This window comes from Microbacterium trichothecenolyticum (assembly GCF_041938625.1).
Classification (GTDB): Bacteria; Actinomycetota; Actinomycetes; order Actinomycetales; family Microbacteriaceae; genus Microbacterium; species Microbacterium trichothecenolyticum_D.
In genome coordinates this window covers 3,923,929-3,941,575 of the sequence record NZ_CP169427.1, presented here as the reverse complement: position 1 = coordinate 3,941,575, position 17,647 = coordinate 3,923,929, and the positions used below count along the sequence as shown (strand labels likewise).

Annotated in this window: 15 protein-coding genes; 8 read left to right on the top strand and 7 right to left on the bottom strand. The window is 68.2% G+C overall.

Annotated elements, in window-relative coordinates:
- Nucleotides 1-702: 702 nt before the first annotated feature.
- Together ACEYYH_RS18375 and ACEYYH_RS18370 are read right to left on the bottom strand one after the other, a co-directional pair.
- Nucleotides 703-1,368: a GntR family transcriptional regulator gene (locus ACEYYH_RS18375; protein ID WP_374975742.1), complete on the bottom strand. Its 666-nt coding sequence runs from the start codon at nucleotides 1,366-1,368 to the stop codon at nucleotides 703-705.
- Between the two features lie 14 nt (nucleotides 1,369-1,382).
- The gene (locus ACEYYH_RS18370) at nucleotides 1,383-1,925 is read right to left on the bottom strand and encodes a VOC family protein (RefSeq protein WP_374975741.1); all 543 of its coding nucleotides are present in this window, start codon (nucleotides 1,923-1,925) and stop codon (nucleotides 1,383-1,385) included.
- A 160-nt stretch (nucleotides 1,926-2,085) separates the two neighbouring features.
- On the opposite strand from ACEYYH_RS18370, the gene ACEYYH_RS18365 reads away from it, so the two are divergent.
- Both ACEYYH_RS18365 and ACEYYH_RS18360 read left to right on the top strand, forming a co-directional pair.
- On the top strand, nucleotides 2,086-4,263 hold the full coding sequence (locus ACEYYH_RS18365) for a thiamine pyrophosphate-dependent enzyme (RefSeq protein WP_374975740.1): 2,178 nt from the start codon (nucleotides 2,086-2,088) through the stop codon (nucleotides 4,261-4,263).
- A gap of 2 nt (nucleotides 4,264-4,265) precedes the next feature.
- Nucleotides 4,266-5,630, top strand: coding sequence for a dihydrolipoamide acetyltransferase family protein (locus tag ACEYYH_RS18360; protein ID WP_374975739.1), 1,365 nt, complete (start codon nucleotides 4,266-4,268; stop codon nucleotides 5,628-5,630).
- 103 nt (nucleotides 5,631-5,733) lie between these two features.
- Here the strand turns inward: ACEYYH_RS18360 and ACEYYH_RS18355 are convergent, their stop codons facing one another.
- Nucleotides 5,734-6,435 carry a helix-turn-helix domain-containing protein gene (locus ACEYYH_RS18355; protein WP_374975738.1) on the bottom strand — a complete coding sequence of 234 codons (702 nt, stop codon included), beginning with the start codon at nucleotides 6,433-6,435 and terminating at the stop codon, nucleotides 5,734-5,736.
- A gap of 111 nt (nucleotides 6,436-6,546) precedes the next feature.
- On the opposite strand from ACEYYH_RS18355, the gene ACEYYH_RS18350 reads away from it, so the two are divergent.
- Both ACEYYH_RS18350 and ACEYYH_RS18345 read left to right on the top strand, forming a co-directional pair.
- On the top strand, nucleotides 6,547-7,929 hold the full coding sequence (locus ACEYYH_RS18350) for a M24 family metallopeptidase (protein ID WP_374975737.1): 1,383 nt from the start codon (nucleotides 6,547-6,549) through the stop codon (nucleotides 7,927-7,929).
- Nucleotides 7,926-8,795 (top strand): NAD(P)-dependent oxidoreductase, encoded by an 870-nt coding sequence (locus ACEYYH_RS18345; protein WP_374975736.1) that lies wholly within the window; start codon nucleotides 7,926-7,928, stop codon nucleotides 8,793-8,795. The genes ACEYYH_RS18350 and ACEYYH_RS18345 overlap by 4 nt, the downstream gene beginning before the upstream one ends.
- Nucleotides 8,796-8,892: 97 nt before the next feature.
- On the opposite strand, the gene ACEYYH_RS18340 is transcribed toward ACEYYH_RS18345, so the two are convergent.
- The 3 genes from ACEYYH_RS18340 to ACEYYH_RS18330 form a co-directional block, all read right to left on the bottom strand.
- Nucleotides 8,893-9,225: a hypothetical protein gene (locus ACEYYH_RS18340; protein WP_374975735.1), complete on the bottom strand. Its 333-nt coding sequence runs from the start codon at nucleotides 9,223-9,225 to the stop codon at nucleotides 8,893-8,895.
- 55 nt (nucleotides 9,226-9,280) lie between these two features.
- On the bottom strand, nucleotides 9,281-9,991 hold the full coding sequence (locus ACEYYH_RS18335) for an SDR family oxidoreductase (RefSeq protein WP_374975734.1): 711 nt from the start codon (nucleotides 9,989-9,991) through the stop codon (nucleotides 9,281-9,283).
- Nucleotides 9,992-10,194: 203 nt separating this feature from the next.
- Entirely contained in the window at nucleotides 10,195-11,493 is a 1,299-nt protein-coding gene (locus ACEYYH_RS18330; protein ID WP_374975733.1) for a PucR family transcriptional regulator, read from the bottom strand.
- Nucleotides 11,494-11,755: 262 nt separating this feature from the next.
- Between ACEYYH_RS18330 and ACEYYH_RS18325 the strand changes: the two genes are divergently transcribed.
- The 4 genes from ACEYYH_RS18325 (at nucleotide 11,756) to ACEYYH_RS18310 (ending at nucleotide 17,033) form a co-directional block, all read left to right on the top strand.
- A complete protein-coding gene (locus tag ACEYYH_RS18325) occupies nucleotides 11,756-13,006 on the top strand; it encodes an acyl-CoA dehydrogenase family protein (protein ID WP_374975732.1) in 1,251 nt (416 codons plus the stop codon).
- 312 nt (nucleotides 13,007-13,318) lie between these two features.
- Nucleotides 13,319-14,425 carry a sugar ABC transporter substrate-binding protein gene (locus ACEYYH_RS18320; RefSeq protein WP_374975731.1) on the top strand — a complete coding sequence of 369 codons (1,107 nt, stop codon included), beginning with the start codon at nucleotides 13,319-13,321 and terminating at the stop codon, nucleotides 14,423-14,425.
- Nucleotides 14,422-16,002 (top strand): sugar ABC transporter ATP-binding protein, encoded by a 1,581-nt coding sequence (locus ACEYYH_RS18315; protein WP_374975730.1) that lies wholly within the window; start codon nucleotides 14,422-14,424, stop codon nucleotides 16,000-16,002. Before ACEYYH_RS18320 ends, ACEYYH_RS18315 begins: the two co-directional genes overlap by 4 nt.
- Nucleotides 15,999-17,033: an ABC transporter permease gene (locus ACEYYH_RS18310; protein WP_374975729.1), complete on the top strand. Its 1,035-nt coding sequence runs from the start codon at nucleotides 15,999-16,001 to the stop codon at nucleotides 17,031-17,033. The genes ACEYYH_RS18315 and ACEYYH_RS18310 overlap by 4 nt, the downstream gene beginning before the upstream one ends.
- A gap of 70 nt (nucleotides 17,034-17,103) precedes the next feature.
- Here ACEYYH_RS18310 and ACEYYH_RS18305 read toward each other — a convergent pair whose 3' ends face one another.
- Nucleotides 17,104-17,586, bottom strand: a complete 483-nt coding sequence (locus tag ACEYYH_RS18305) for a VOC family protein (RefSeq protein WP_308866506.1) — start codon at nucleotides 17,584-17,586, stop codon at nucleotides 17,104-17,106.
- Nucleotides 17,587-17,647 lie beyond the last annotated feature (61 nt).

The window sequence follows — 17,647 nt, the reverse complement described above, 5'->3', positions numbered from 1 at the left end:
CGATGGCGGCGAAGCGTGCTCTGCTCGGGCGTCCGCCGGGCCCTTCGACTCTCGTAGGGCGAACATCCACGACGAGGCGGCGGTGAGCAATCGTCCGGAGGCGAAGTTCCCCTGTGGCCGGTGCGGCTCGGCCATGCGCGACTTCAACGTTGGGTTGAGCTGTGTGCGATGCGGCGACGCGGTTGTGTTCTTGGTCATATGAGCACATGCATGATGATGGTGTGAGGTGAGACTGCTGGTGCTCGCCCAGGCGCGCGCTCATCGGACCATAGAACGGTCGCTCGCGCATCTCACGCATCTGCGACGACCAGCAGCGTGGTCTCGGCCACGCGCGGCGGTTCAGGCAGTCGACCGTAGAAACGGCTGTGGGCAGCCAGTCGGTCGCCGGGCCGTCCTCGCAGTGCGTAGGAGTTCGATATTCCGCGCATCCGCCCGACGGCCACCGTCATGATCGGCGAACGGCAACTCGCTGATGTTCTTCGGGCCCGCGTAGGCGTTGAATGAAGACCCCGAAACACCGTCGACGGTGGGGTGGCGACGTCCATCAAGGCGACGTTGCACTGCGCGTCGGCGCCTGCGAGCGGGGGAAGTCGACGGCGTGGAAGTAGCGTGGCCAGGACATCCTCGACCCGGTCGATGTGCAGGGCAGGATGCCCGGCAATCGCGCAGAGAAGAGCGGGCGCGTCGCGCCGCCGGCTCTCCTTAGCGACTGTCGAATAGCTCCGGATGGCGGGCCAGCTCGAGCCGACTTCGACGAATATGCCGCGCCAGCACATGTTCAGCCTCCTCCGCGTCCCGCTTGTCCAGCGCGTTGACGAGGAGTTGATGGTCGTGGTGCACGCTCCGGTCGCCGTCGAGGTAGAACAGGCGCGTGGCGGCCCGCCGATAGTGCTGCGTGCGGTTCCACAGGTTGAGCACGATGTCTCCGAGCAGGCTGGTCGATACGGCGTTCAGGCATGACAGGTGGAACTCGCGGTCGAGGCGCAGGAAGCGCTCTACGTCTTCGCAGGCCTCCATCGAATCGGCGAGGAACTGGAGGCCGTCGATCGTGTCTTCGGTCAGCAGCGGCACGTTCAGTCGAAGCAGGAGCGGTTCCAATCGTTCCCGCACCTGGTACATCTCCTGGCATTCCTCGACGCTGAGCTTCGAAACCCACGCGCCCGTGTTGGCGACCAGGGTGACAAGGCCCTCTGCCTCGAGCATGCGCAGGGCTTCTCGCACGGGCAGTCGGCTCGCACCGTGCCGTTCGGCGAGCTCGTCCTGCCTGATGCGCTCGCCGGGGGCGTACTCTCCGGACAGGATCGCCTCGCGGAGAGTCGCCGCGACCCGCGCGCCGGTGGCACCGTGGGTCGTCACGCTTGGCGGCATCCGGGTTCCTTCCGTCATCGGTCGGGATGTGCCGGATGCCAGAGCACCCGCTCGGCTCCATTCTCGTACGCCTTGCCGGCCGGGAAGCTGACGAGCTCGAACTGGAGGCCCCAGGGGCTGCGGAAGTAGATCCAGCGCTGGCCCTCGGCCGACTGCTTGCTCGCGGTCGGATCCCCCATGACGGCGACACCGTTCTCACGAAGGTAGCTCACGGCGACATCCAGGTCGTCCACGTAGAACGCGATGTGGTGACCGCCGATGTCGCTGTTGCGAGGTTGCGGCGCCTGCCCGTCGGCGGCCTCGTACAAGAACACCTCGAAGTTCGCGCCGTTGCCGAGCCGGTAGAACCGGATCTCCCGCACGACGGTGCGCGGATGCACGCCCAGGTGCGTCTGCATCCAATCGTCGTCCGCGCGCTTCGCGCCGAGCTCGTAGATCATCTCGCACCCGAGGATGTCGACCAGGAAGTGGTGAGCCTCCTCGAGGTCGGGCACGGTGAAGCCGATGTGATCCGTCCCGCGAAGGCCGGGAATGCCTCGCGCCTTCTTCTCAGGCATCCGTAGGCCCCTTTGCTCTCGGTGGATTGTATCCAGTGAGTCGATTCTAGCCGCAGAAGCCTCGTATATGAGAAGCGAAAGGCTTGTATTGGATCAAATCCTGGCTTACGGTGGTGGTGATCACAGCGGTTCGCTGCGACGCTGACCGGAATGGGCGACGATGCCGAAGAAGAAGCGACTGCAGACAGGCGTCGACTGGTTCGACCTGTCGACGACACGCGCCGACTGGGATGCCGCGAAGCCGGCCTTCCTCGGAACGATGCTCACTCAGCTGCATCTGATCCGTGCATTCGAGGAGTCGGTGCTGGAGCTGGCCGGTGAGGGCATCGTCCACGGCCCCGCGCACTCGAGCATCGGCCAGGAAGGCGGCGCGGTCGGGTCGATCATGGGCCTGCGCTCCGCGGACGGCGTGAACGGGTCGCATCGCGGGCATCATCAGTTCCTCGCCAAGGCGCTCACTCACGTGGCCGACGGAGTGATCGATCCGGCGCACCCCGTCACTCCCGCCATCCAGACCGTGCTGCAGCGCACTCTCGCCGAGATCCTCGGCCTGGCGCAGGGGTACTGCCGCGGTCGGGGCGGATCCATGCACCTGCAGTGGTTCGAGGCCGGAGCGCTGGGTACCAACGCGATCGTCGGCGGCGGCGCTCCGATGGCGACGGGCAACGCCTGGGCGCAGAAGCAGTCCGGCACGACCGACCTCACGATCAACTACTTCGGCGACGGCGCCGCGCAGATCGGGTCGGTGCTGGAGTCGATGAACCTGGCTGCGGCGTGGAAGCTGCCGGTCTGCTTCTTCGTCGAGAACAACCTGTACGCCGTCTCCACCCACGCCGACGAGATCACCGCCGACCCGCGATTCTCCGTCCGGGGTCAGGGGTTCGGCATCCCCTCCTGGCGCGTCGACGGCATGGACCCGCTCGCCGTGCATCTCGCGATGGAAGAGGCAGCCGAGCGGATGCGCTCCGGCGGAGGCCCCACGATCATCGAAGCCGAGGTCTACCGCTTCTTCCACCAGAACGGCCCCTACCCCGGCAGCGCCTTCGGCTACCGCACGAAGGAAGAGGAAGCGGCCTGGCGGGCGCGCGACCCGCTCGACCTCGTCGCCCAGCACATGATCCGGCGCGGCCTGCTCACCCAGGACGACGTGACCGGGCTCCGCGGACGCGTGCAGAGCGCGATGACCGAGGCCGTGGAGCAGCTGCTGGAGAGCGACCCCGACCGCCCGGGCAAGCGCCGCGTGCGTCCCGAACTGTGGCCCGAGACGAGCTTCGTCAACGTCGGCGTCCGCGGCGACGGCAGCGAGGTCGTGGGTCTGCCCGGACTCGACGGCGCCGCCCCTACCCGCACGATCAAGTTCGTGGATGCCGTCGCACAGGTGATGGACCGGCGCATGACGGAAGATCCTCGCATCGTGGTGATGGGGGAGGACGTGCACCGCCTCAACGGAGGGACGAACGGCGCCACGAAGGGTCTGGTCAAGGCGCACGGCGAGGGCCGTGTGCTCGGCACGCCGATCAGCGAGAACGCCTTCGTGGGTCTGGCCGGGGGCCTCGCCCTCGACGGGCGGTTCCGCCCCGTCGTGGAGTTCATGTACCCCGACTTCATGTGGGTCGCCGCCGATCAGGTCTTCAACCAGATCGGGAAGGCCCGGCACATGTTCGGCGGCGACAACCCGGTTCCGCTCGTGCTGCGCACCAAGGTGGCGATGGGATCCGGGTACGGATCGCAGCACCTCATGGACCCCGCGGGCATCTTCGCCACGAGTCCCGGCTGGCGCATCGTCGCCGCATCCAACGCCACCGACTACATCGGACTCATGAACGCCGCGCTCGCCCTCCAGGACCCGGTACTCGTGATCGAGCACGTCGATCTGTACGGGACGACCGACGAGATCCCCGAGGGCGACCTCGACTACGTGATCCCGCCGGGGTCGGCTGCGGTCCTGCGCGAGGGCTCGGACGTGACGGTCATCAGCTACCTGTCGATGATCGCCCACGCGAAGGAGGCGATCGAGCAGACCGGCATCGACGCCGAGCTCATCGATCTGCGCTGGCTCGACCGCGCATCCATCGACTGGGGCACGCTCGGCGAGAGCATCAAGAAGACGAACGCCGTGCTCATCGTCGAACAGGGAGCACAGGGCACGTCGTACGGCGCGTGGCTGGCCGACGAGATCCAGCGCCGCTACTTCGACTGGCTCGACCAGCCCGTCGCGCGAGTGACCGGCGAGGAAGCGTCGCCGAGCATCTCCCGTGTTCTCGAACGCGCCGCCATCGCCCGTACCGAAGAAGTGGTCGCGGGACTGGAATCGGTCCGCGCCGGATTCGGAGCCTGACCATGGCTGACATCATCCGCATGCCCGAGGTGCTGGCCGGCGCCGAGGAAGCCGCGATCCAGACCTGGCTCGTCGAGCCCGGCGCAGTCGTGGCGATCCATCAGGCGCTGGCCGAGATCGAGACCGACAAGGCGATCGTGGAGCTCACCGCCGAGACGGGTGGCATCATCGGCCGTCTCCTCGTCCCGGAAGGCGACAGCGTCGCCGTCGGCGACCCGATCATCGTGATGCTCGCGTCCGGGGAGACCGACGAGCACATCGAGAGAGCCCTCTCCGAGATCGGTGTCGCGTCTCAGTCCGCGCCGGCTGCGGAGCCCGCCTCGGCTGCCGCCCCCGCACCGGCTGCCGAGCGCGCCGCGGCTCCCGCCCCCGCCCCGGCTGCCGCCCCCGCGCCGGCTGCGGAGCCCGCCCCGGCTGCCGAGCGCGCCGCAGCTCCCGCGGCAGACGGTGACGGCGACGGGCGCCGCCTCTTCGCGAGTCCTCTCGTTCGCCGGCTCGCCGCGCAGAGCGGTGTGGCCATCGGCGACATCCAGGGCACGGGCCCACAGGGGCGGATCGTGCGCCGCGACCTCGAGAAGCACCTCGCGCAGGCCGCGTTCGCCGCGCCGCCGGCCGACGCGCACCCGGCTCCCGTCGCCACCCCCGCGTCCTCGGCACCGACGCCGCAGCCGGCGGTCGCCGATGCGTCGCACCAGGACGTCCCGCTCGATCGGATGCGCAAGGCGATCGCCCGACGCCTGACCGAGAGCAAGTCGTCGGTTCCCCACTTCTACCTCGTCGCGGACTGCCGCGTGGATGCACTGCTGCAACTGCGTCGGTTGGTCAACGAGACCGCGCCTCGCAAGATCTCGGTGAACGACTTCGTCCTGAAGGCCGTGGCCGGGGCGCTGGTCGAGGTTCCGGCTGCCAACGCGATCTGGAACGGCGACAGCATCCGCACCTTCTCGTCGGTCGACCTCTCGGTCGCCGTTGCGACCGAGGGCGGACTCACCACTCCCGTCCTGCGATCCGTCGAGCGGATGCCGCTGACGCACGTGAGCGCCACGGTCGCCGAGCTGGCGGAACGCGCTCGCGCCGGCCGACTGAAGCAGCACGAGCTCGAAGGCGGGAGCTTCTCCGTCTCCAACCTCGGGATGTACGGGACGTCGGAGTTCAGCGCGATCCTCAACCCGCCCCAGTCCGGGATCCTCGCCGTGGGAGCGGCGCGGCCGATGCCCGTCGTGGACGAGACGGGTCAGCTCGCCGTGGGGCAGGTCATGACAGTCACGCTCTCCGCGGATCACCGGGTGCTCGACGGCGCCGTCGCCGCCCAGTGGCTCGCCGCGTTCCAGCGACGCATCGAGAACCCGCTGACCATCCTCATCTGATGCGGGGAGTATCGATGACGACGTTCTCCGCGGCATCCACCCCCTGACGAAGGTGCCACCCCCGAGCGAGGTCCCGTTCGCCTGGCGCGACGCGGGCGACGGCTCAGGTCGTCAGCTCGTCCATCGCGCGGAGCACGTCGACCGCCGAAGCCGGCGTCGCACCGGATGCAGGGGGTGCGGCCAGAGGGGAGTCCGGAAGGGCGAGGTTCTGCTGGCGACGGCCGAGGACGAACCACACGCCCTTGGCGGGGGCGTCGGTGTGGTTGAGGTAGAGGTGGGGGCGGATCGAGTCGAAGTGCAGCGAGTCGCCGGGCCGCAGGATGTGGGTGTCGAACTCGAGTTGCAGGGTGAGCTCGCCCTCGATCAGATACGCGTACTCCACTCCCGCATGTCGCATGAGCTTGCCCTCGACCGAACTGGTGGCGCCGGGCGCGTAGGTCACCAGGATGGCGTCCACCGGCCCGCCGACGCCGACGGCCAGGCGCTCCCAGCGGACGCCGTTCTCCATCTCGATCACCGGGTTGTCCGCCGCCTGCTGAACGATGCGTGCGCTGGGGCTGCCGTGGTCGATCGGGGCGCCATCGCTCGACGCGGGAGCCGCAGCCGGCATGCCCATGAGCTCATCGATCGACACACCGAGGTGGCTGGCGAGGGCGTAGAGCGTCGACACAGACGGCTGCGTCTTGCCGATCTCGATCTGCGACACCAGCGACGCCGAGACTCCCAGAGACTGCGCGACGCTGCGCAGGCTCATTCCGCGTGCTGTGCGTGCGGCGCGGATGCGTGCACCCAGGCTTTCTGACATGCGACCCCTTCTGGGTTTTGGGTCAGTGTATACCGCCAAGCCGACAGTCGTGTACAGTGAGACTATACGCGCGTAAAGTACCAGACCGCGCGCCGTCACGAGGAGGCCTCGATGAGGAGCACCGGAACGACCGGAACGAACGCCGTCGATTGGGAGACTCGTATCGACATGGATCGTCTGCGCGACGCGCGGCTGGCGCGGCTGAAAGCCGAGCTCGACAGGTCCGAGCTCGGCGCGGTGCTCGCGTTCGACTTCTCGAACATCCGTTACATGAGCGGCACGCACATCGGCACGTGGGCGATGGACAAGCTCATCCGCTTCTCGCTCCTCACGCGCAACACTGACCCCATCGTGTGGGACTTCGGATCGGCGGCGAAACACCACGCGCTGTACAACCCCTGGCTCGACACGACCACGGCCGAGATGGATGCCGATCCCCACGCGCCACATGAAGGCGCCAAGCGTCGGCGGCTCGAGAGCGGCGCCCGCGCGGGCATCTCGACGCTGCGGGGCGCTTTCCCCCCCGACGCGCACATCGCTGCGAAGGTCGCGAAGAAGATCAAGCGCGAGCTCGAGAAGTTCGGGCTCGCCGCGCAGCCGCTCGGCGTGGATGTGATCGAGCTGCCGATCCTCTTCGCGTTGCAGCAGGAGGGCGTTCAGGTCGTCGACGGGCAGCAGGTCTTCATGGAGGCCCGTCGAGTCAAGACGCCCGACGAGATCCGGTTGCTCACCCAGGCGGCCTCGATGGTCGACGCCGCCTATGAAGAGCTGTACCGGTTCCTCCGTCCCGGTGTGAGAGAGAACGAGGCAGTGGGGCTCGTCGCCAAGACACTCTACGATCTCGGCTCGGAGTACGTCGAGGGGGTCAACGCGATCTCGGGCGAGCGATGCTCCCCGCACCCGCATGTCTTCAGCGACCGGCTGATCCGCCCGGGCGACCCCGCGTTCTTCGACATCCTGCACAGCTTCAACGGCTATCGCACCTGCTACTACCGGACGTTCGCCGTCGGGTCGGCGAGTTCCGCGCAGAAGGACGCGTATGTCCGCGCACGCGAGTACATGGATCAGGCGATCGCACTCGTTCGCCCCGGGGCGACGACCGCCGACATCGTGTCCGTGTGGCCGACCGCCCAGGAGTTCGGCTTCGGTGACGAGGAGGAGGCGTTCGCCCTGCAGTACGGACACGGAGTCGGCCTGTCGATCTGGGAGAAGCCGATCTTCTCCCGGCTGACCTCGCTCGATCACCCCGAGGTGCTGCAAGAGGGCAACGTGTTCGCGCTCGAGACCTACTGGCCGTCGGCCGACGGGTGGGGCGCCGCACGCATCGAGGAGGAGGTCGTCGTCACCGCGGACGGATGCGAAGTCATTACCAAGTTCCCCGCGGAGGACCTGCTCGTCGCGGGCAAGCGGTACTACACGATCGACGGCCCGCTCGATCTGCGTCGAGACTCGCAGTCGCACCTCAACACCCGCGCCGGGCGCGGTGAGGCATGAGCACTGTCGGGTTCCTGGGACTGGGCTCGATGGGGTCGGGCATAGCGGGGCGGCTCGTCGATGCCGGGCACGAGGTGATCGTCTGGAACCGATCGAGCGGCTCTGTCGCGGCGCTCGTCGATCGCGGCGCCACCGCTGCCCGGGACGCGGGGGAGGCGCTGTCGGCCGATGTGTCGTTCTCCATGCTCGCCAACGACGAGGCCGTGGAGTCGGTCTTCGATCCCGTCACCGTCGCCGGCCTCGCGGGACGCACCCACGTCATGATGGCGTCGATCAGTCCCGCGCTCGCCGACAGGCTGACGTCGCAGTTCGAAGCGGCCGGGGCGGTGTACGTGGCTGCGCCGGTGCTGGGCCGGCCTGAGATCGCGAAGGCGGGCCAGCTGAACATCCTGGCTGCGGGGCCCGCGGCATCCGTCGAGCGTCTCGAGCCGTACCTGGCGGCCATCGGGACGCGCACCTGGCGACTGGGCGAGCGTCCGTTCGTGGCCAACGCGGTGAAGGCTGCCGTCAACTACAACATCATCCACGCGATGCAGGCGATCGGTGAGACGGTCGCCATGACCGAGAGGCAGGGGGTAGACCCCGCGCTGTTCACCGAGCTGCTCTCCAGCACCCTCTTCGGGGGAGCCGTCTACGCCGTGTACGGAGATCTCATCGCGCGGCGCCAATACACTCCCCCCGGCTTCCAGATGGTCCTGGGGCGCAAAGACCTCGGCCTTGCGCAGGAGGTGGCCGAGGCGGGTGGTGTGCGTCCGGCGACCCTCGAAGCGCTCGTGGCGGTGTTCGATCGCGCCCTGGCCGATCCCGAACTGAAGGACTTCGACTGGAGCGCGATCGCCGAAGTCAGCCGGCGTGACCTGATCTGACACGCCGGCTGACGACTCCCCGCCGCGAGGAGTGACGACCCGCGGCGACGGCTGGCGGCGCGACGGGGAGCCCGTTGCGCCGGGTGGCGGTGCGCGCTCAGTATTCGACGCGTACCGAGAGGAACGTGCCCAGCGGTGAGCGGGGCGTGTCTGCCGGGGCGAGTGCGCGCAGACGCCAATCGCTGAACATCACCGCCACGTCGTAGTCCTGGAGATGCCCGATCCTGAGCTCTCGGAGGAGCCCGGCGACGACCGCGGGCGGGACGCCCTCCGCGAGGATGCGCAGGCCCGTCGGAGCGCGCTCGTCGATCCGGACGACGTAGCCGGCGACGAGAGCCGACACTTCGTCGCGGGCGCTCATCCACACGACGAAGTGCCTGCCCTCGCCCGCGGGGCCGCCGAGATGGTGTCGATCTGTCAGTGCACTCATCGAACTGTGTCCCTTCAAAACGCCGTTCGCAGGGCGGGCGGCAGAGGTGTGCGGGTCAGGACGCCAGCGTGGCCCGGTTGACGTGGAGCTGTTCGCCGGAGATACCGCGGTTGTCGAGCAGGAAGAGCGCTGCGCCGACGACATCGGCGACGGTGGCGAGTTCGCCACCGGGGGTGCGGGAGCGATAAGCGGCCAGCGCCTGCTCCTTGCCCGACCAGAACGGCGAGTCGCCGATGATGCCCGGGTGCAGGACGTTCACCCGGATCGGCGCCAACTCGACCGAGAGCGCCGTTCCGAGGCCCTCCACCCCGCCGTTCACCGTCGAAACCGTGAGCGAGCCCGGGTACGGGCGATAGCGTGCCACTCCGCCGAAGAGCACGATTCCGGTCTCAGTGCTGTTCGCGAGCCGCTCACCGAGCGCATGGATCGTCTCGGCATACCCCACGAGTTTGAGGGTCGCGATGCGGGTGGCGCCCGCGATGTCGAAGTCGCGGACCGTGTTGGAATCGCGCTCGACGCCGGCGATCACGAGACCGTGCACGTCTCCCACGCCGGCGAGGCTGGCCGCGATGGTCTCGGGCTGGGCGAGGTCGAGCGCGATTCCCGCCGCCGATTCGCCGAGCCCCGCCGCGACCTCGGTCGCGCGCTCCGCGTCGCGCCCTGTCAGGACGACGCGGTCACCGCGCGCTGTCAGCGCGCGGCTGATCTCGAGCCCGATCCCGCTGGTTCCGCCGACGACGAGGTACGTCCGGGTGGTCGTGGTCATGCTGGTTCCTCTTCCTCGAGGTCTCGGGCATCCGATGAGGAGCCGTGGGGTGTGGCTGCGGGCTCGGCACGTCTCGATGGGGCGTCGGGTCCGCGGTTCTGCGTCGATTCAAGCGGCCACGGCAGTCGCCCGGCTTGCGCCGCAGGGCCCAATCCTGCCGACAGTGTTGGGCCGGGAGGACAAGAGCCCCGGCCCCCTCGCCTTCAGGCCGGGTGGGACGCGTCAGCCAGATCGAATGTCTCGGCGAGGTGCAGCGCCGACCAGAGCATGCCCTGCTGCTCCTTCACGCTGCGTCCGAGGAGCTCCTCGGCGCGCCGGATGCGGTACACGACGGTGTTCTTGACGACATTGAGCCGGGTCGCGGCGCTCGCCGGGCTGCAGTTGCATTCGAGGTAGACGCGGACGGTCTCGCGAAGGACCGCCTCGCGGGGGCCACCGAGCGCTCCCAGCTCGTCCTGGACGAAGCGCGCTGCGGCCACCGGGTCGGCCATGAGCAGCGCCGTCAGTCGCACGTCGTCGAAGAAGACTGTGCGATCGCGCGAGTGGGGAACGTTCGCAAGAAGTGCGACCCGTGCCGCCGTGCCGGCGTTCTCGTGCGTGCTGCGGAATCCCTCGAGGCCGGATGCCGGGCGCCCGACGGCGACGAGGGTGTCTGGGCTGCTGCCGATCGAGCGCACATCGGCATCACGGGGATTCACGAAGGAGCCCCAGGCCCACACCTCATGCTCGTCCGCGGGGATCACGAGCTGACCGGTCGCGCCGATGCGGGTCAGCAGCGCCGCGGCTACCCTGGCCAAAGCTTCATGGGAGGCATCGTCGTCGCGTGCCTCGCGTCTGAGAACCAGTCCGACGTGAGTCCGGTTCGAGAGGTCGTACCTGAGTGTCTTCGAGGGGTCGCCTGCCGGCGGCTCACCAGCGAGAAGAGAACGCACGAGCTCGCCCCGCGAGCCGTCGATGCTCGCGAGCCACGACTGTTCCTCGACGATGAACGCCGCAGTGCACGCCAGCGAGAATCCGCTGACGTGGTCGACCAGGAGCCGGGAGAGCTGTGACAGCTGCTGCGTCTGCTCCTCCGGAGGCACCAGCTGGCGGCACGCTTCGACCAGGACGTCGCTGAGGTAGGCGTGCGATGTGCGCTGATACTTCAGGATCGTCGCCACGGGCACTCGTCTGCGCACGGCCCGGGCGATCTGCACGGCTGTCTCGGGCGGAACGGATGTCGGCACGGGAAGCCCCTGATCGAGCGCGACCAGTGCTTGCATCACCACGGCCTGCGTCGTCGGTCGCACCTCGGCGAGTGCTTCGTCGCGTCGGGCGGGGCCGATCTCGGGGTCCAGGGCCAGCGGCGCAAGAGAGTCCGACAACTCTACGACCCATGCAGCCGGTCCGACTCCGATCGCGGCGACCGTGCGATTCCACGTCTCGGGCAGGCAATCCGGCTCGAACTCCTCGACGGGTGCGGAGGGGCTGAGTCTGCGTACCCAGGATCCGCTGTCAGGCATGCATGACCCCCTCCCGCCTCCTCGCGAGCGCCCGAGCACTTGGTTAGGGCGCGTGGCAAGCACTATACGCGCCGGGTGTGGCAGGGCAAGCACGCGCAGGCCGGAAGGCGGATCGGCGCGACCGACTTGCCTCGCCGGGTCAAAGCGCCGGGGTCGATTTTGCCGGACGGGGCAAGCGGCGGGTGCGCGTGCGAAGTTGACTCGTCCCACTCCTCCTCCGAGGGCGGAACGCTCCGGGACGGATCTCACGAAGGGAACGACAATGTCGTCGAACGACACCACCGCCGTCATGGGCGGTCTCCGCGTACCGGAGCCCGGCCTCGCTCCGCAGGAAGTCATCGAGCGGGCGGCCGCGCTGCGTCCCGTCCTGCGAGAGAATCGCGTGGCCGCGGCCGAGGCCGGCACGTACTCGGCCGAGCTCCACGAGATCTTCGGGAACGCCGGGTTCTACCGGCTGGTGCAGCCGCGCCGGTACGGCGGCTACGAGTTCGGCCTCGAGACGTACTACCGCACGATGATCGAGATCTCCCGGGGCGACCCCGGCATCGGCTGGTGCCTCACGCTCGGTACCGGCCACACGATCCCGCTGGTCGCCCACTTCCCCGAGGAGGTCGCTCGGGATGCGTTCGGCGAGGACGGGGTGTTCATCGCGCCGCACTCTGCATCGCCACACGGCACACTGGCTCCGACTGATGGCGGGTACGTCATCAACGGCAAGTGGCCGTACTCGTCGGGTGTGCCGTACTCGACCCACGCCATGGTGACCGCGATCCTCCTCGAGGAGGGGAAGGAACCGGCGCCTGTGGTCGTCCTCCTCCCGCGCGACGATTACACCATCGACCCCGAGTGGGGCGCCCACGTCACGATGGCGCTCGGAGCAAGCGGATCCAACGCGGTCGTCGCCGAGAACGTCTTCGTGCCGGCGTCGCACGTCTCCTCCATGTTCGAGTGGGGCTATTCGACCCTTCCCGACGGGACACACGGAACGCGCTCCACTCGAAACCCGCTGTATCTCGGTCAGATTCAGGCGCTGTACCCCGCCTCGCTGGCCGCAGTCCAGGTCGGCACCGCATGGGCGGCGTTCGACGCCTACGAAGAGACGATCCTGACGAAGAAGCGGCTGCACCCGCCGATCGTCGAGCGGTACCTGCACGCCGAGAGTCAGGGCATCTGGGGCCACGCCCGCGCGACGATCGACGCCGCCCAGGCGACGCTCCTCGGCGCGGCGCGCGAGTACGAGCGTCTGGGTGAGCGGCACGTGTCGGGTGACATCCCTCCCTTCGAGGAGTGGCTCACGGTCGGAAGCATGATGTACGCGTCGTGCCGTCTCGCGCACGAAGCGACCGAGCTGCTGTTCCGTTCGGTCGGTTCGTCGGTCGCTCGGCGTGGCGTTGCCCTCCAGGACTACTTCCTCGTCTCACAGATGTCGAAGGCGCAGATTGCCGAGCATGTCCCGGTCATCGAGGTCCAGGCGGCGAGGGCGCACTTCGGACTCGATCTGCTCGGAGCCTGACCACCCGCCTCACTCGAACCCGGTCCCCGACAGCGCACCACCCCGGTGTGCGCTGCCGGGGACCTTCTTTGTGGACACGCGGACGGATCCGTTGCCCCCGGGGGTCAACGTGACCCGCGCACTTTGGTCTCTCCGAGCAAGCCTCCCAGCCCGATGTGCAGTGACAGTGAACACACTCGCGTTTCAAGGATGAAACCGAGGCTCTCGGAGCGGGAACCCGATTGCGGCCGATGGCGGCCGCAGGAAGAAGCGGACACGATCATGTATTCGAATCACCGAGCTGACCGAGCGGGCGCCGGGCCGCTGGCGTTCGTGACAGCCGCCGTCGTCATGATGACTCTTGCCGGATGCGCGACAGGAGCGACGCCCGAGGGCGCCGCGACGCAGGAACGGTCGGCAGAGGCGCAAGCCGCACTCGACAAGGCCTATGCCGGACTCGGCGGCGACCTGGAGCTCCCACCGGCCGATGTCGCCGACGATGTCAGCCTGTACGTCATCTCGTGCGGCGAGTCCAACTCCGGGTGCGCCGAAGGCACAGCCGGCCTGGTCGAGGGGGGCAAAGCGGCGGGCTGGGATGTCGAGGTCGCGGACGGCAAACTCAGTCCGGAGGGGTTCGCCACCGCCATCCGGCAGGCCATCGCGGCCGGCGCCGATGTGATCATCCCCATGGGCTTCGGCTGCATGGCGGCGCAAGCCGCCTTCAAAGAGGCGCGCGATGCGGGGATCACGATCGTGGGCGGCGGTGGGCCTGACGATTGCGACCCCGCACTGTGGGACGCCGTGCCGCAGTGGCTCGAAGGCACTTCGTTCGACGAGAAGTGGGCCCTTTACGGTCAGCTGGGTGCGGACTGGGCGTACGGCATCACCGAAGACGCCCCGCGAGCGATCACACTCACCCACACGACCAACGGATTCGGCCCCCTGATCACCGACGGGTTCGTCACCGAGTTCGAGAAGCTCGGCGGCAAGGTGGTCGTGAACGTCGACGTCACCGACCCCGAAGCAGCCAGCGGCAGCTTCATCCAGAAGGTGACGACCGCGCTCCTGGCCAACCCCGACGTGAACGTGCTGCAGATCCCGGGTGGCGGATTCCTCACCGGCGGGCTCTACCAGGCGATCGCGCAGTCGGGCGTCGAGGACCTGACGATCGTCGTGGGCGGGCCTTCCGACACGACCACTCTCGACCTGATCCGGAGCGGATCGAACGCCGGAATCACCCTGGGCGCGGTGGGTGAAGCCACGCGGTGGGCGCAGTGGGCCTCCGTCGACACTGCGATCCGGGTTCTCGCCGATCAGTCGCCGGCATACAGCGCGCAGCCGATGGTGGTGGTCGATGCCGACAACAACCTGCCCGCGTCCGGCCCGTTCGACGGCGGCGACTGGGAGTCCGCCTACCTCGCCTCCTGGGGCAAGGGATGACCCACCTCACCGCGGGAACGGGGGCGGCTCAGCCTCCGGAATCGAAACCGCCGGTGCTGCGGCTCAACGCGCTCGTGAAGAGCTTCGGACCGGTGCGCGTTCTCGACGGCGTCTCGTTGGAGGTCCGTCCCGGAACGATCCATGCATTGCTCGGCGGCAACGGTTCGGGCAAGAGCACGACGATCAAAGTCCTCGCCGGGGTCTACGCGGCAGACGGCGGGGAGCTGGAGGTCGGCGGCGTGCCGGTCGACCTCGCCGGGTACGGTCCCGAGGATGCCGAACGAGCCGGACTGCGCTTCGTCCACCAGGATCTGGGACTCTTCGACGACCTGTCGATCGAGGAGAACATCGCGCTGGCATCCGGCTACCCCGTCCACGCGGCGGGCGGCATCGACTGGAAGCGTCTCCGGGAGCGGGTCGCCTCGCTGATCGCCGCGTACGGGATCGCCGGTACACCGGACACCCCGATCCATCGGCTGCGACCCGCCGACAAGACGCTCGTCGCGATCGCCCGGGCATTGCAGGACGAGGAGTCGGGGCGGCTCATCGTGGTCCTCGACGAGCCGACCGCGTCGCTCGGGCGCCGCGAGTCGACGGAGCTTCTCGAGAGGGTGCGGCTGCGCGCCGTGCAGGGACAGACCTTCGTCATCGTGAGCCATCGCATGCAGGAGGTTCTCGCCGTCTCGAACGACTTCACCGTGTTCCGCGACGGCAAGGTGGCCGCGCACCTGATCGACTCCTCCCCGTCTGAGGAGGAGCTGATCGCCTACATGGCCGGGAGCCAGGTGCGCGCTCTCGAGCCGACAGGATCGATCTCGCATGCGCGCTCGGCCCCCCTGCTCGCATTCGAGGGGATCGCAGCAGGACCGCTGACGGACGTGAGCCTCACCGTGCACCGCGGCGAGATCGTGGGTGTCGCCGGGCTCGCGGGCTCGGGCAGGTCGACACTGCTCTCGCTGGCATTCGGGTGCTTCCGCCCGGAGCGGGGGCGGATGCTGCTCGACGGTCGGGACTTCTCGCCGAGAACGGTCAAGCAGGCGATGAAGGCGGGAATCGCGCTCGTCCCCGAGGACCGATCACGCGACGCGGCATTCGCCGACTTCACGGTGAGCCAGAACCTCTCCGTCGCCGTCCTCCCACGTCTGCGGCGCCGAGGTCGTCTGGACGGGGCGTTGGCCAGGAGGTTCGCCGTCGATCTGATCGGCCGCTTCCGTATCAAGGTCGCCGGTCCGGACGCCCTGTTCGCATCGATGTCGGGAGGGAATCAGCAGAAGACGATTCTCGCCCGGTGGATGCAGCGCGATCCTCGTCTCCTGCTGCTGGACGAGCCGACCCAGGGGGTCGATGCGATGTCCCGCGCGGAGATCTACGACGTCATCCGCGAATCAGCCCGCAACGACAACGCGGCGGTCATCGTCTCCAGCGACCTGGGCGAGCTCCATGCACTCTGCGATCGGATCGTCGTCGTCTCAGACGGACGCATCGTCCGTGAAGTCGCCGCAGCCGAGACGTCCGTCGACGAGCTCGCCGCAGCGGTGCTCTCCAGCCCGAAAACCGAAGAAAGAAGTGCCGCATGACCGCGCAAGCCACGACGACCGCCGAGTCGCCGAAGACGACCGCTCCACCCACCAGCACCGCCACCTCGTCGCGCGCCGTGGTGGGGGTGTTGGAGAAGTATGCCCTGATCTTCATCACCATCGCGGTGATCGTCTTCTTCTCGGTCGTCCCCCCGGCCAGCACCGCCTTCCCCACGATCAACAACTTCAACGTCGTGCTCGGGAGCAATGCCGTCGTCGCCCTCGTCGCATTGGCGGCCCTGTTCACCCTCGTGGCGGGCGTCTTCGACTTCTCGGTCGGCGCCACGGCGATCGCGAGCTTCGTGTTCTCGGCCGGCCTGCAGGTCGAGCTGCACGTGCCGCTGTGGGTGGCGATCGTGCTTCCTCTTCTCCTGTCTGCGGCGATCGGATTCCTCAACGGGCTGTTCGTCGTCAAATTCAAGATGAACCCGTTCGTGACGACCCTCGGAATGGCCACTCTGCTGTCGGGCGTCTCCATCTGGTACTGCGCCGGCAAGACCTTCGTGCTTCCCGCGGACTCCGCGCTGATCGCGTTCGGTTCGCTGAGGTGGCTCGGCCTCCCCGTGGTGTTCTATCTCGTCGTGGTCGCGGCAGCGGTGATCTGGTACTTCTTCCAGCACACTCCGTCGGGGCGATCGCTCTACGCGATCGGGTCCAACGCCTCCAGCGCCCGCCTCGTCGGCATCCGGGTCGATCGGAGCGTGTGGATGACGTTCGTCGTGTCGGCCGTCATCGCAGGCATCGCCGGCATCGTCCAGCTGGGACGGCTGGGGAGCGCGACCGCCGTGGACGGCGGCGCGCTGCTCTTCCCCGCGCTCACCGCCGTCTTCCTCGGCGCCACCGCCATCACACCGGGATTCTTCAACGTGATCGGTACGGTCATCAGCGCGGTGTTCGTATCCATCGTGGTCAGCGGTCTGACGCTGATGGGTGCGAGCAGCTGGGCGACCAACGTCTTCAACGGTGTCGTGCTGCTCGTCGCGGTCGGGCTGTCCACCTATCTCGGCCGTCGCAATCGCGTCGGCGGCTGACGCTTCCGGCAGGAAGGAAGAAGGGCTGGGGTGAGAACCCCAGCCCTTCTTGCTGCATCCCGTCCGTTCGCTACAGCTTGGCCTCGGGGTACAGCTCGGTCGCCGACGTCAGGATGCGCTCCCAAGTGGTGTCGTTGAGCTCGAGGATGTTGCCGTCGGGATCCTTCAGGTAGGCGTACTTGCCGGGGTCGCTCGGGGCCCAGCCGTTCGGGTCGCCGAAGCTCTCGCCGCCGAGCGCGACGCCGCGCGCCAGTGTTGCGGCGACGTCGTCGACGGCGATGGCGAAGTGCATGAAGGACGCCTGGGGTTGCGGGACGCCGATGACGGGGTTTCGGTCCGGGATGAACTGGAACAGTTCCAGGCCGAAACCGTCGGGTAGCTCGACGAAGCCGATCCGATAGTCGGTGTCCTTGACTCCCATGATGATTTCCGTCATCTCGACGCCGGTGTGGTAGGGATGCAGAACCTCCTTGCCTCCGAAGGTCTCGACATAGAACTTCGTGGAGCGCTCGATGTCGGACACGCGCACGGCGAGATGCTGAACGCGGGCCATCAGACGGCCCCGCCCTCTACTCGGACGCCTCGTTCTGCTGGCGGACGGGTGAGATCTTCTT